This window comes from Herbaspirillum camelliae, assembly GCF_001929405.1.
Taxonomy (GTDB): domain Bacteria; phylum Pseudomonadota; class Gammaproteobacteria; order Burkholderiales; family Burkholderiaceae_D; genus Herbaspirillum; species Herbaspirillum seropedicae.
This window is the reverse complement of sequence record NZ_KV880769.1, coordinates 3,233,163-3,247,279: the sequence shown is the minus strand read 5'-3', so window position 1 is coordinate 3,247,279 and position 14,117 is coordinate 3,233,163. Positions and strand designations below refer to the sequence as shown.

Below are 14,117 nucleotides of genomic sequence, written 5' to 3'. Positions count from 1 at the left end.
ATGAATATCGGAGAAGCGGCCAGCGCCTCGGGCGTCTCGGCCAAGATGATCCGCCACTATGAAGAGACCGGGCTCATTCCCCGCGCCAGCCGCACCGATGCGGGCTATCGCGTCTATGGTCAGCGCGATGTGCACTTGCTGCGCTTCATCCGGCAGGCCCGCCAGCTGGGCTTTTCCATGGCCCAGGTGGGCGACCTGATCGGTCTGTGGCTGGACCAGTCGCGCCCCAGCCGCAAGGTCAAGCAACTGGCGCAGACCCACATCGCCGAACTGGACCAGCGCATCAGTGAATTGCAGGGCATGAAGGCCACGCTGGAACAGCTGGTGCAGGATTGCCATGGCGACAACCGGCCCGACTGCCCCATCCTCGAGGCGCTGGGAGGAAACGCAGACTGTTGCGCCGTCCACGGCAGGCACGGCGACTGAAGGCAGCAGGCGAAGTCCCGCCGTGCCAGACAGAGATGCAGGGAATACGGCAGAATGCCAATTGCGGCGATGCCAGCGCCAGCTCGCCCGTTGAACTTGCCTGTGCGCCATCCGAAGGAGAACGCCTGCCATGCCCCAGACCAATCATCTGAGCTTCATCGAGACCGACAAGCTGCGCATAGGATTCGAAGTCAGCGGCCCGCCTGAAGCGCCGCCGGTGGTATTGCTGCATGGCTGGCCAGATGATGTGCGCACCTGGGACGCCTTCCTGCGCCCGCTGCGGGCGGCGGGTTACCGGGTGATCCGCCCCTACCTGCGCGGCTATGGGCCGACCCGCTTCCTCTCGGACAGCACACCGCGCAGCGGGCAGTTGGCAGCACTGGCCAGCGATCTGATGGCCTTTGCCGATGCATTGGGGCTGCAGCGATACGCGCTCATCGGCCACGACTGGGGCGCGCGCGCCGCCTATATCGCGGCCTCGCAGACACCCGAGCGTATCAGCCACTGCATCACCCTGTCGGTCGGCTGGGGCACCAATACGCCGGAGCAGAAGCTGAGCCTGCAGCAATCACGCAACTACTGGTATCACTGGTTCTTCGCCACGCCACGCGGCGCGGCCGAGCTGGAACAGGACCGGCGCACCCTGGCCCGCTTCATGTGGAATACCTGGTCACCGTCATGGAAGTTTGCCGAGAGCGAATTCAACAATACCGCCGCCTCCTTCGACAATCCCGACTGGGTCGACATCTGCCTGCACTCCTACCGCCATCGCTGGGGCTTTGCCGAGGGCGATCCGGCCTATGCGGCGCTGGAAGAACAATTGACGCAGACGCCGCGCATCATGGTGCCCACGCTGCTGCTGCATGGCGCCGAGGATGGCGCCAACCATCCCGCCACCTCCGAAGGCAAGGAAAAGCTCTTCAGCAACGCCTACCGGCGCGTGGTGATCCCGGGCGCCGGCCATTTCCCGCAACGGGAAAAACCGGACGAGGTGATCGCCGAAGTGATGGCCTGGCTGGATCAGGCCAACTGAGCCGCGTGTCTGTACTCAGTGGCAGCCGCCGCCGTGGCTGCCCAGGTTGGCCGGCTTGAGGTCATCAGGCAGGCTGGCCAGGCCTTGCAGGATGCCGCAGTCGCGCGCCGGCTGCGCCACTTCGCACTGGGCGCGCAACTGGTGCAACTGCGCCTGCAGCGCCTGCAATTGCGCAATGCGTTCGGCCACATGGCCGATGTGCTTGTCCAGCAAGGCATTGACGCCCCCGCAATCCTGTTCGGGGGCATCGCGCAGGCGCAGCAACTCCCTCACCTCATCCAGGGTCATGTCCAGCGAACGGCAGTGACGGATGAACTGCAGGCGTTCGACGTGGCGCTCGCCATAGAGCCGGTAGTTCGCCTGGGAACGGGTGGGCTCGGGCAAGAGCGCTTCCTTCTCGTAATAGCGGACAGTTTCCACCGGGCAATCCGCCTTGGCGGCCAGTTCGCCGATCTTGAGCGTATCCATGATGATCCTCGCTTGACCTTGTAGTTACTTCAGGGTTTTTAATATACCCCTGAACCCAATTGGCTGCACAAGGAGCACCGGATGGCTGAACATTCGCACAAGCACGATCACTCGCATGACCATGGGCACGAGCATGCCCATCATCACGCCCCCGAAGCGTCCAGTTGCTGCGCCGGCCATGCCTGCACCAGCGAGCAGGGAAGGTCCGCGCCCATCCCCGCTGCACGCCTGGAGGGAGCGACCGAAGAGGCCGTCTTCTTCATCCAGAAGATGGACTGCCCGACCGAAGAAAAACTGATCCGCGAACGCCTCTCGCAAATGTCCGGTGTGGGTACGCTGGAATTCAACCTGATCCAGCGCGAGCTGACGGTGCAACACCAGTTGCCCTCCATCGCCCCGCTGGTGGCGACCCTCAAGGCGCTGGACATGCTGCCCGCCGTCAAATCCGACTCGCTCGACGCCGAGGCCGGCCGCGACGCACCCGACCAGGCCGCTGCCTACCGCATCCCGGCCCGGCGCTGGGCCTTGCTGGGCCTGGCCGGCGTAGCCGCGCTGGGCGCCGAAGTGCTGGCCTGGACCAGCGGTGACGAGCGCTCGCTGCCGGTGATCGGGCTGGCGCTCGCGGCCATCCTGCTGGGTGGGCTGGGCACGCTCAAGAAGGGCTGGATCGCGCTGCGCAACTTCTCGCTGAACATGAACTTCCTGATGTCGCTGGCCGTCATCGGTGCGGCCGTCATCGGCCAGTGGCCGGAGGCGGCGGTGGTGATCGTGCTGTTCACCCTGGCCGAGATGATCGAAGCGCTGTCGCTGGACCGCGCCCGCAATGCCATTGCCGGCTTGATGGCGATGACGCCCGACATGGCCACGCGGCGCGGTGAGGACGGTGTCTGGTCAACTGTACCGGCCCGTACCGTGACAGTGGATGACACTGTACGGGTCGCCCCTGGGGAACGTGTACCGCTGGATGGCCTGGTGCTGTCAGGCAGCACCAGCATCAACCAGGCGCCCATTACCGGGGAAAGCATACCGGTACAGAAGCAGGCCGGTGACCCCGTCTTTGCCGGCACCATCAATGAACAGGGCGCCTTCGAGATGCGCGTGACGGCGGTGCAAGGCGACTCGACGCTGGCGCGCATCGTCAAGAGCGTGCAGCAGGCGCAGGGCCAGCGCGCGCCGACCCAGCGCTTCGTGGACAACTTCGCCCGCTACTACATCCCTGCCGTAGTCGTCATGGCCGTGCTGGTGGCGCTGCTGCCGCCGCTGCTGGCGGGTGCGCCCTTCCAGCCCTGGCTGTACAAGGCGCTTGTGCTGCTGGTGATCGCCTGTCCCTGCGCGTTGGTCATCTCCACCCCCGTGACCATCGTCAGCGGCCTGGCCTCGGCGGCACGCCACGGCATCCTGGTCAAGGGCGGCGTCTATCTGGAGCAAGGCCGCCAACTGCGCGCCCTGGCGCTGGACAAGACCGGCACCCTCACCTTCGGCAAGCCGCGCGTGACCGATGTGGTCTCGCTGCAGGCACAGGCGGACCAGCAGGCGCTGCTGCAGCTGGCGGTCTCACTGGCGGCCCGTTCGGACCACCCGGTCTCACGCGCCATCGCCGCCCAGGAAGAGATCGCGACCGTGGAGGTGAGCGAATTCGCCGCCCTGGCCGGACGCGGCGTGCAAGGACGCATCAACGGACAGTTGCTGCACCTGGGCAATCACCGCCTGGTCCATGAACTGGGCCAGTGCAGTCCCGAACTGGAAGCGCGCCTGCAAGCCTTCGAGAAACAAGGCAAGACCACCACCGTACTGTGTCGCGATGGCCAGCCGCAACTGCTGGTGGCGGTGGCCGATACGGTGCGCCCCAGCAGCAGGCAAGCCGTGGCCGAACTGCGGGCGCTGGGCGTGGAGGTCATCATGCTGACCGGCGACAACAGCCACACCGCCCAGGCCATCGCCGCCCAGACCGGCATCAGCGATGCGCGCGGCGACCAACTGCCGGAAGACAAGCTCAAGGTCATCGAAGAACTGAGCCAGCGTCACGGCCTGCGCGGCGTGGGCATGGTGGGCGACGGCATCAACGATGCGCCGGCGCTGGCGCGGGCCGACATCGGCTTCGCCATGGGCGCGGCCGGCACCGACACGGCGCTGGAAACGGCCGACGTGGCCTTGATGGACGACGACCTGCGCAAGATTCCCGATTTCATTCGCCTGAGCCGCAAGGCCCATGCCGTGCTGGTGCAGAACATCAGCATCGCGCTGGGCATCAAGGCGGTGTTCCTGGCCCTGGCGCTGGTGGGCATGAGTTCGCTGTGGATGGCGGTGTTTGCCGACATGGGAGCCAGCCTGATCGTGGTCTTCAACGGCCTGCGCCTGGTGCGCGGCTTGCGCCAGCGCAAGGCGGCCGCTTGAGCACGGATGGGCAGGTTGATTGCCGCCAGCCGGACGGTCTATACTGCCGCCCATGATGCTGCGCGCAAAACTCTTCCTGCTCTGCTTGCTGGCGCTGGCCATTCCCGTCCAGGGTTTCGCCGCAGCGCTGCAGGCCTGCGCGCCGGCGGTGCAGTCGTCGGCGCGGCATCACGCATCGGCCGCACCGGCCGCGCCCGCCGCGCACAGCGCCGGGATGCAGCATGCGCATCATGACCCGCAAGGACATCATGGCGCAGCGGCTCAGACAGTCACTGCCGATAGTGCAGAGACGTCCCACCAGCCAGACCCGCAACATCACACCCAAGCCTCCTGCAGCTTCTGCGCCGCCTGCACCGTCGGCGGCCTGCTGCCGCTGGCCCTGAGCGCGCCGCCCGCGCCCGATCTTCCCTCGCGCGAATTCATCGCACTGCCGGCTTCCGGCTTCGTCGGCTATCTGCCGGAAAACCCCGACCGTCCCCCTGCCCTCGCCTGATATCGCCCTGCGCACGTTCGCGTGCGCCTGAGCCTGCGCGCCCTGGCCACAGTGTGCGCACGGCATGACGATCACCATCAGACGAGGATTCCATGATCCCCCACGTTTCACGTCCCTTGCGGGCCGCTGCCGTGGCCGCCTGCGCCGTGCTGGCTGGCTGCGCGCAGCTGTCGCCCGACGGCGGTTTCAGCCAGGTCGAACAGGCCAGCAGCACGCGGCTGGGCCAGGCCCCGGCCTGGAACCGCAGCCCGCAGCAAACCCAGGCCAGCAGCGAGCGCGTGCGCCAATTGCTGCACGATCCCGCCAACAGCGCGCCACGACTGGCCAGCGCGGATGACGCCGTGCAGATCGCACTCATCAACAATCCGGACCTGCAAGCCGATTTCGCCGGACTCGGCGTGGCCGAGGCCGACCTGGTGCAGGCCGGCCGCCTGCCCAATCCCGGCTTTTCCTTCAAGCGCACCCATGCCGGTGACGATCTCAAGATCGAACGCAGCCTGTCGCTGGGCCTGATGCGCCTGCTCACCCTGCCGGCTGCGTCGCGCATCGAACAGCGACGCTTCGAGCAGGTACGCTTGTCGCTGGCCTCACGCGTGCTGAGCGTGGCCGCGCAGACCCGGCAGGCCTATTACCAGGCGGTGGCGGCGCAGCAGGGCTTGCAGTACCAGGAGCAAGTGGCCGATGCCGCCGAGGCAGCGCATGCCCTGGCGGTGCAAATGGCGCGGCTGGGCAACATCAGCCAGCTTGACAGTGCCCGCGAGCAGTTCTTCTACGGCCAGGCGCAAGCCAGCCTGCAACAGGCCCGCCGCCTGGCTGCGCAGCACAAGGAAAGCCTGGCCCGCCTGCTGGGCCTGGCGCCGGACTTCGCGCTGCCGGCCCAATTGCCCGCCCTGCCCCGGCAGTTGGAGGCCGTGGACGACATCGAGCAGCAAGCCCGGCAACAGCGCCTCGACGTCGAGGCCGCCCGCACCGAACTGCAAGGCCTGCAAGCCTCACTGGGCCTGACCCGCGCCACGCGCCTGGTCAACGTGCTGGACCTGGGGGCGCTGCGCACCACCGAAAGCGGCAAGCCGGTCGAGAACGGTTACGAGATCTCGCTGGAGATCCCGCTGTTCGACTGGGGCCAGGCGCGCGTGGCCAAGGCCGAAGCCATCTACCTGCAAGGCGCCCACAAGCTGGCCGCCGCCGTCCTCGATGCGCGCGCCCAGGCGCGCCTGGCCTGGCGCGAGCGGCAGGATGCCTACACCCTGGCGCGACGCTATCAGGATGAATGGCTGCCCCTGCGCCAGCGCATCGCCGATGAAAACGTGCTGCGCTACAACGGCATGCTCGTCAGCGTCTTCACCCTGCTGGCCGATGCCCGCGAACAAGCCGCCACCGTCAACGCCGCCATCGAAGCCCAGCGCGACTTCTGGATCGCCGACGCCAGCCTGCAACTGGCCCTGGGCGGCCGTCCCACACAAGGAAAGCAACCATGAGCACACCCGACAAGCAACGCCGCAGTTTCCTGCAAGGCGCGGCCCTGGCGGTGACGGCGGGCGCTGTCAGCCGCGCCGGCGCGGCCTCCCTGCCGGAAGCCCCGCTGCAGGCCAGCCCCGCCACCCAGCCACCGCTGCATCCCGCCACTGGCCGTCCATACCAACCGGTGGTCACCCTCAATGGCTGGAGCCTGCCCTGGCGCATGAACAATGGCGTCAAGGAATTCCACCTGGTGGCTGAACCGGTGGTGCGCGAGATTGCGCCTGCCATGAAGGCCAGGCTGTGGGGCTACAACGGCCAGAGCCCCGGCCCCACCATCGAAGTCGTGGAAGGCGACCGGGTGCGCATCTTCGTCACCAACAAGCTGCCCGAAGCCACCTCGGTGCACTGGCATGGGCAGCGCCTGCCCAATGGCATGGATGGCGTATCGGGCCTGACGCAACCAGCCATCCCGCCGGGCAAGACCTACGTCTACGAATTCACTGCCAAACGCGCCGGTACCTTCATGTATCACCCGCATGCGGACGAGATGGTGCAGATGGCCATGGGCATGATGGGCTTCTGGGTCACGCATCCGAAAGACCCCGGCTTCATGCGGGTGGACCGCGACTTCGTCTTCCTGATGAATGCCTACGACATCGCACCCGGGGCATCGGTCCCCAAGGTCAGCACCATGCTGGACTTCAACCTGTGGACCTGGAACAGCCGCGCCTTCCCCGGCATCGATCCGTTGGTGGTGCGGCAGAACGACCGCGTGCGCATCCGCGTGGGCAATCTCACCATGACCAATCATCCGCTGCACCTGCACGGTCACGAATTCAGCGTCACCGGCACCGATGGCGGCTGGGTGCCGCCCGCAGCGCGCTGGCCGGAAGTGACCACCGACATTGCCGTAGGCCAGATGCGCGCCATCGAATTCGACGCCACCGAAGAAGGCGACTGGGCGCTGCATTGTCACAAGGCCCATCACACCATGAACGCCATGGGCCATGACCTGCCGACCATGATCGGGGTGGACCAATCCAAGGTGCTCGACAAGATCACCCGGCTCATCCCCGACTACATGGCCATGGGCGACAAGGGCGGTTCCATGGGCGAGATGGAAATGCCCCTGCCCGAGAACACCCTGCCGATGATGACCGGGCGCGGCCCGTATGGTCCCATCGAGATGGGCGGCATGTTCAGCACCGTCAAGGTGCGCAAGCAGCTAGCGCGCGACGACTACTGCGATCCCGGCTGGTACCGCGCCCCCACCGGTACGGTCGCCCGCCCCTGGAACGGCCCCGCCCCCAGCGCCGCCCGCGCGCCCGACCGCGACGATGGCAAGCCCACGCTGGAAGTCGTCAAGCCGGGCATGCAGGGTGGCCACCAGGGTCATCACTGAGTCATCTTTACTTACGTTAACTTCATCGAAAAGGAAAATCCATGTTACGCCTCGTACCCCTTCTGGCCGCCCTGTTCCTGAGCATGCCGGTCGCCCATGCGCAAGACAGCGCCCCCAAGGTCGATGGCCAGATCCGCAAGATCGACGCCGCCGCCGGCAAGCTCACCATCCGTCACGGCGAGATTGCCAACCTGCAGATGCCCGCCATGACCATGGTGTTCCGGGCTGCGCCCGAGATCGTCGGCCAGGTGCGTGAAGGCGAGCAGGTCCGCTTCACGGCCGATCGCATCGACGGCGCCCTGACGGTCACCTCGCTGGAAGAGAAGCGCTGATCCTGCCGCATCGGCGGGGCGACGATCTGCCGCAGGTAGGCCAGGCAAATTTCGTCGTCCCGACGACCATCCCCTGGGAGCGTTAGCGTTATCATCGGAGTTCATTCCGACAACAGGCCACCACGCCGCAACAGAGGAGACCCGGCATGCCCCAAGCCATCCACCAGACCCCGTCCGCCTATGGCTATCCGCTGCTGATCAAGCAATTGCTGCACAGCGCCCTGGCCACCGCCCCCGGCCAGGAAATCATTTACGGCCAGCGCCGCCTCACCTATGCCGGCTTCTACGAGCGCGTGCAGCGTCTGGCCAATGCGCTCAAGGAGATGGGTCTGCAGCCGGGCAACACGGTGGCCGTGATGGATTGGGACAGCAACCGTTACCTCGAATGCTTCTTTGCCGTGCCGATGATGGGATGCGTGCTGCAGACGGTCAATGTGCGTCTTTCTCCCGAGCAGATCGCCTATACCCTCAATCATGCGCAGGCCGACGTCTTGCTGGTCAATTCCGACTTCTTGCCGTTGTTGAAGCAGATCCGCGGCGAGTTGACCACGCTCACGCGCTGCGTCTGGCTCACCGACGACGCCACGCCCTGCCCGCGTGGTCCCGGCTTTGCCGGCGAGTATGAAGAACTGCTGAACCAGGCCGCGCCAGCCTGCGACTTCCCCGACTTCGACGAGAACGCCCGCGCCACCACCTTCTACACCACCGGCACCACGGGCCTGCCCAAGGGCGTGTACTTCAGCCACCGCCAGCTGGTGCTGCACACCCTGGCCACCACCGCCGGCCTGGCGCTGGCGCCGCAGCAGGGGCGCTTCCATCGCGACGATGTGTACATGCCGTTGACGCCCATGTTCCACGTCCACGCCTGGGGGTTGCCGTATGTGGCCACCATGGCCGGGGTCAAGCAGGTCTATCCGGGCCGTTATGTCCCGGACACGATCTGCAGGCTGATCCGCGAGGAGAAGGTCACCTTCTCGCATTGCGTGCCGACCATCCTGCAGATGGTGCTGACGTCTGAACAGGCGCGCGAGGTCGACCTGTCGGGCTGGAAGATGATCATCGGCGGCTCGGCGATGACGGGCAGCCTGGCGAAGATGGCGCGTGATCGCGGCATTGATGTCTTCACCGGCTATGGCATGTCGGAGACCTGCCCGGTGCTGACGCTGGCGCAGGTGCCGACCGAGGAGCTGGGCGGCGAGCGCGAAGCGGCGATCCGAGTGAAGACGGGACGGCCCTTGCCGCTGGTGGACTTGCGTACGGTCGATGGCGAGATGCAGGATTGTCCGCACGACGGCAGTACGACCGGTGAGGTGGTGGTGCGGGCGCCCTGGCTCACGCAGGGCTACCTGCATCAGGCCGAGGCTTCTGAAGAACTATGGCGCGGGGGGTGGCTGCATACGCAGGATATCGGGCATCTGGATGCCGAGGGCTATCTGCAGGTGACCGATCGCATCAAGGATGTGATCAAGACGGGTGGAGAATGGGTCTCTTCGTTGCAGATCGAGGACATCATTGCGCGTCATCCTGCGGTGGCGGAAACGGCGGTCATCGGGATACAGGATGGCAAGTGGGGCGAGCGGCCTGTGGCGCTGGTGGTGCTCAAGAAAGACGCTGCTGCGGTCAGCGAGGACGATATCCGGGAACATGTTCGGGCGGCTGCTGAGGCGGGGGCTATTTCGCGTTATGGGGTGCCGGATCGGGTGCGGTTTGTGGCTGAGTTGGCGCGGACCAGTGTGGGTAAGCTCAACAAGCGGATGATGCGGGAGCAGTATCCTTCTTCCTGATTTCTGCTTGCTGGTGGTCTTGGCTGGCTGTTCTTTTGGTGCTGCCCTCCTGGGTAGTCTGCACGGGCTGCTTTCCTGCGCTCTAGCTTAATTATTTTCTTTCTCCGGTCGGGAGAACGCGCCGGGGGCGGCCCGGCAGCCGCTCACTTTTCTTGTCTCGCCAAGAAAAGTAAACAAAAGAAGGCGACCGCTACTGCCCCGCCCTCCTTCGGAGGGTCCCCGCGTCAGCGCACATAAAAACGGGAAAAATAGAGTCGCTTCGCTCCGACTATTTTTCTGATCCGTTTTTATGCGCGCTGACGCGGCGGGTCAGAAGCGGACGGCCTGTCCGGCTCGCCTTCGGCTTCGCCGGGGGCTCGCTGGCGCTTCGGCTTTCTTCGATCACATACTTTCCGTACTTTTCAGTTTCGTCTTTCTCTTTCTCTTTATATCTCTTCCCTGCCTTTGTTTTTCTTCCAAATAATTCCCCCCCGTTCGGACTGAGTAGTCGCGCAGCGACGTATCGAAGGCGCACCGTCCCAAGCCAAAGCCGCAGGCGAGTAGGAGACCCGCGAGGCCGAAGGCGAGCCCGTTCCGGCTTTTCCCCTTAGAGCCAGCCGCCGCAGTGGAGCGAAAAGTGGATCAGAAAAATAGTCGGAGCGAAGCGACTCTATTTTTCCCACTTTTCGCTTCACTGCGGCGGGGACCCTCCGAAGGAGGGCTGGATCTTAGGGGTCGCCTTCTTTTGCTTACTTTTCTTGGCGAGACAAGAAAAGTGAGCGGCTGCCGGGCCGCCCCCGGCGCGTCCTCCCGACCGGAGAAAGAAAGTAATTAAGCTAGAGCGCAGGAAGAAATCCCGTGCAGACTACCCAAAAACGCAAAACGCCGCCTAACCCCAAAAGGCCAGACGGCGTCCACACAACCAAAACCAAAAAAGCAAAAAAGCAAAAACCAGAAAGGATCAGTTAAAGATCACAGTCTTATGCCCATTCAACAGAATGCGATGCTCAGTAAACCACTTAACAGCCCGAGCCAGCACAACACACTCGATATCCCGCCCGATAGCAGTCAAGGTATCAGGCCCCATGGAATGATCCACGCGCTCCACCCCTTGCTCGATGATCGGACCTTCATCCAGATCACCGGTAACGAAGTGCGCAGTAGCCCCGATAAGCTTCACCCCCCGATCATGCGCCTGGTAATAAGGCTTGGCGCCCTTGAAGCTAGGCAGGAAGGAATGGTGGATATTGATCGCCCGCCCACGCAAAGCCTCGCACATCTCCGGCGACAGGATCTGCATGTACCGCGCCAGCACCACCAGATCGATCTGGTTGGCCTCCACGATTTCCATGATGCGCTGCTCCTGCGCCCGCTTGACCTCCACCGGCGCGCCGGTGGCCAGCGGCAGATGATGGAAGGGAATGTTGTAGCTCGCCGCAAGTTGATAGAAATCCGTGTGATTGGACACGATCGCCGGAATCTCCACCGGCAGCAGACCGCTCTTGTAACGGAACAGCAGATCGTTCAGACAATGACCGATCTTGGACACCATCAGCATCACACGCGGCTTCTTGCCCGCATCATGCAACTGCCAGTTCATCTGCAAAGCATCGCCCAGCACACCAAAATCGGCACGCAAGGCAGCGTCACTCACCGACGCATCCTCCGAAGAGAAATGCACCCGCATGAAGAACAGCTTGGACTGCGCATCGCCAAACTGCGCCGAGTCGATGATGTTGCAGCCGTGATCGGCCAGGAAGCCCGAGACGCGATGCACGATGCCGCGCTGGTCCAGGCAGGACAAGGTAAGGATATATTCCGGGTGAGCCATGAGAGTGAACTGAGAAACGCCAGCGTCCCCAGGGACCATGCCGAACAAGGCGCAGCCGCCGACCCGCGCGGGCCGTCAAGAGGACGAAAGGCGCTATTGTCGCATGCCCGGGCGATGCGGACAAATCCGCCTCCCGGACCTGCAACAGCGACCATGCCAGCAAGGCAACAAAGCCGCCAGGATCACGACAGATAACGGCAACTTACCCGCCGTTTCCAACATCACACCCTTGGTTTCAGACAGGAAACACCCTGAGAGCAGCGCACCGCACTGCCCTCAACGCCCACCCTGGTGGAGGATTCAGGCCGTCTTCTGCAGCAGCTCCTTCTGCTCGTGACCGCCACCCACCTGCAGATCGCCCGCCAACTGACCACCCTCTTCGATGACCAGCTTGCCATAGCGGATCTTGCCGGTGACCTTGCCGCTGGCATAGATCACCAGCTTCTGACGCACCGTCAGCTCGCCATCGAACTCGCCGCGGATCTCGGCCAGGTCGATCTCGGCCGAGCCCTTGAAGGCGCCGCGCTCGGCGATCTGCACGACGCGGCAATTGATGGTGGCCTGTACCTTGCCTTCCACCACCAGGGTGTCGCAGTCCTCGATCTCACCCTTGACCTTGATGTTGGGTCCCACGGTGAGCTTGCTGCCACTCTCCTCCGCTGCAGCCTGCACAGGAGCAGGAGTGGAGACCGACGAGGGATACTGGGCTGGTTTGTTCACGCTGGTCACATTGCCACCTGTAGGAGTAGAGGTGCTACCGTTGCTGGAAGCGCTGCTGAAAGGAGAATTGGTCGAAGTGGTTTCGCGTTTGCCGAAGAGGGATTCTGAACGAAGCATGTGATCTCCTGAAATTGAGGGTGCGGGTGCGTATCACTACGCACGAAAAATAAGCGTGCAAAACGGAAAGCACGAAAACGGCGGCGCGCTTGAATCGGAACTGCCGCAGGCAGACCAGCAGGCACATGCATGCGGGTGCGTATGCGTGTACCACTGGCGCTGCCGTGCAGATCCGAAAGACCTTCTGGATGGGTCCGGATGTTCAGCGGCGCGTCGCTACGTCGACAGGTTCAAGACGTCGCACACGAGCGACGCATGGAGACAAAAAAAAGATTGTCTTCGAAGAAACCTGTGCGATTCGGCAGGATGCCTTTTCTAAAGTTCACCACAAATTTGTAACAGGGCAGCACCCTTTGACGGGGGACATAAAGGGGCGCATTTCCTGCACTCAAACCATGCGAAATTATTTATATTTCCAAAGGCCTTGTAACTAAAAAAAATGTAACAGTTACTCTCACACAGTCGTCGCCATATGGCGACACCTGTTTGACGGCAACCCACGTCAGCCAAGGATTTCAGACTCGCTTCCTTTTTCAGCCGAGGCTCTTCATCACCGCAGATGGCATGCGTAAAAGTTAGAATTCTACGGCCATCGACATGGCCCTCCATTCTCATCAAGCGAGGACGCAGGCAAGTCCATTTCACTCTTGCTCAAGCACAAGCTGGAACGTGGACGGACAGATGGAAAATGCGAATGTCAACCCGCGGGCAGAGACGACCGCCAGACCTCGCAGCCTGTGACGCAATGTAAGCAATGAAAATGAATGTCATCGGCCAAGCACATCCGCCCCAACCGACTTATGATGTGTGCTGTCGTCCCTGTCGCCGCGCATGACACTCGCCAACAGGGTCCCGTGACCTCCCCTATCCTCGCCATGAGCCACAACCAGTTCCCCGATCCGGAATCGCTGGATTCCTTTGCCGAACGCCTCTATCCCGAGCGCCACCAGTCCAGCGCTGCGCGCGCCCTGGCGTGTCTGATCGCTTCCATCAGCTGGTTCGCCTTCGTGGCGCAGACCGATATCACCATCGGCCGCCTGCTGGCGCGCGGCGGCGGCGTGCTTGACGGACTGGACCGGCTGACGATGTACCTCACCAACCTGACCATCCTGATGAGCGCCCTGTGCTTTACCTCGCTGGCCCTGTCGCTGAAGACGCCGCTGAGCCGCTTCTTCCGCCAGCCCGCGGTGATCACGGCGGTGGTGACCTACCTGGCCTTCGTCGGCATCGCCTATAACCTCTTGCTGCGACAGCTGTGGACGCCCACCGGCTTCCGGGCGCTGGTCAATGAAAGCCTGCACACGGTGGTGCCGCTGCTGGCCATTGTCTATTGGATTTTTTTCGTGCCGGTGTTCCAGGCCTCGTGGCGCAAGGCGCTGCTGTGGCTGGCCTATCCGCTGGGCTACCTGTTCATCACGCTGTGGCGCGGGGCGCTGTCGGGCTTCTATCCCTACCCCTTCATCGACGTCAACGCGCTGGGCTACCTGCGCGTGGCGGTCAATGCCAGCCTGCTGCTGGTCGGCTTCGTGGGGCTCATGGGCCTGTTCATCGCGGTGAACCGCTCGGGCAAACCGGTCCTGCTGCCCAAGCAGGATTGACCGGCTAGCTCATTACGCGCGACTCATTGCAAGGGCGCCGTCAACGCCATCACCAGAAAGAAAAACGTACTGCTCATGA

General features: G+C 63.7%; 12 protein-coding genes. 9 read left to right on the top strand and 3 right to left on the bottom strand.

Annotated features, from left to right (window positions below):
* On the top strand, positions 1–426 hold the full coding sequence (cueR, locus tag BGK68_RS14355; protein WP_075257668.1) for a Cu(I)-responsive transcriptional regulator: 426 nt from the start codon (positions 1–3) through the stop codon (positions 424–426).
* Between the two features lie 130 nt (positions 427–556).
* Positions 557–1,459, top strand: a complete 903-nt coding sequence (locus tag BGK68_RS14350) for an alpha/beta fold hydrolase (protein WP_075257667.1) — start codon at positions 557–559, stop codon at positions 1,457–1,459.
* 15 nt (positions 1,460–1,474) lie between these two features.
* On the opposite strand, the gene cadR is transcribed toward BGK68_RS14350, so the two are convergent.
* Positions 1,475–1,927 carry a Cd(II)/Pb(II)-responsive transcriptional regulator gene (gene cadR / locus BGK68_RS14345; RefSeq protein WP_069373605.1) on the bottom strand — a complete coding sequence of 151 codons (453 nt, stop codon included), beginning with the start codon at positions 1,925–1,927 and terminating at the stop codon, positions 1,475–1,477.
* A gap of 81 nt (positions 1,928–2,008) precedes the next feature.
* On the opposite strand from cadR, the gene BGK68_RS14340 reads away from it, so the two are divergent.
* From BGK68_RS14340 to BGK68_RS14315, 6 genes are all read left to right on the top strand, one after another.
* Entirely contained in the window at positions 2,009–4,321 is a 2,313-nt protein-coding gene (locus tag BGK68_RS14340; protein WP_075257666.1) for a heavy metal translocating P-type ATPase, read from the top strand.
* Positions 4,322–4,373: 52 nt separating this feature from the next.
* Positions 4,374–4,814 (top strand): hypothetical protein, encoded by a 441-nt coding sequence (locus BGK68_RS14335; protein WP_075257665.1) that lies wholly within the window; start codon positions 4,374–4,376, stop codon positions 4,812–4,814.
* A 92-nt stretch (positions 4,815–4,906) separates the two neighbouring features.
* Complete coding sequence (locus BGK68_RS14330; protein WP_075257664.1) at positions 4,907–6,292, top strand: TolC family protein; 1,386 nt, start codon at positions 4,907–4,909, stop codon at positions 6,290–6,292.
* Complete coding sequence (locus tag BGK68_RS14325) at positions 6,289–7,677, top strand: multicopper oxidase family protein (protein ID WP_075257663.1); 1,389 nt, start codon at positions 6,289–6,291, stop codon at positions 7,675–7,677. The genes BGK68_RS14330 and BGK68_RS14325 overlap by 4 nt, the downstream gene beginning before the upstream one ends.
* 41 nt (positions 7,678–7,718) lie before the next feature.
* Complete coding sequence (locus tag BGK68_RS14320; RefSeq protein WP_075257662.1) at positions 7,719–8,009, top strand: copper-binding protein; 291 nt, start codon at positions 7,719–7,721, stop codon at positions 8,007–8,009.
* Positions 8,010–8,155: 146 nt separating this feature from the next.
* Positions 8,156–9,793 carry a fatty acid--CoA ligase gene (locus BGK68_RS14315; protein ID WP_075257661.1) on the top strand — a complete coding sequence of 546 codons (1,638 nt, stop codon included), beginning with the start codon at positions 8,156–8,158 and terminating at the stop codon, positions 9,791–9,793.
* Between the two features lie 940 nt (positions 9,794–10,733).
* Here BGK68_RS14315 and purU read toward each other — a convergent pair.
* Positions 10,734–11,603, bottom strand: a complete 870-nt coding sequence (gene purU / locus BGK68_RS14310) for a formyltetrahydrofolate deformylase (RefSeq protein WP_075257660.1) — start codon at positions 11,601–11,603, stop codon at positions 10,734–10,736.
* A 300-nt stretch (positions 11,604–11,903) separates the two neighbouring features.
* Positions 11,904–12,440, bottom strand: a complete 537-nt coding sequence (locus BGK68_RS14305; protein WP_075257659.1) for a bactofilin family protein — start codon at positions 12,438–12,440, stop codon at positions 11,904–11,906.
* 875 nt (positions 12,441–13,315) lie between these two features.
* Here BGK68_RS14305 and BGK68_RS14300 point away from each other — a divergent pair.
* Positions 13,316–14,038, top strand: coding sequence for a Pr6Pr family membrane protein (locus tag BGK68_RS14300; RefSeq protein ID WP_075257658.1), 723 nt, complete (start codon positions 13,316–13,318; stop codon positions 14,036–14,038).
* Positions 14,039–14,117: the final 79 nt, after the last annotated feature.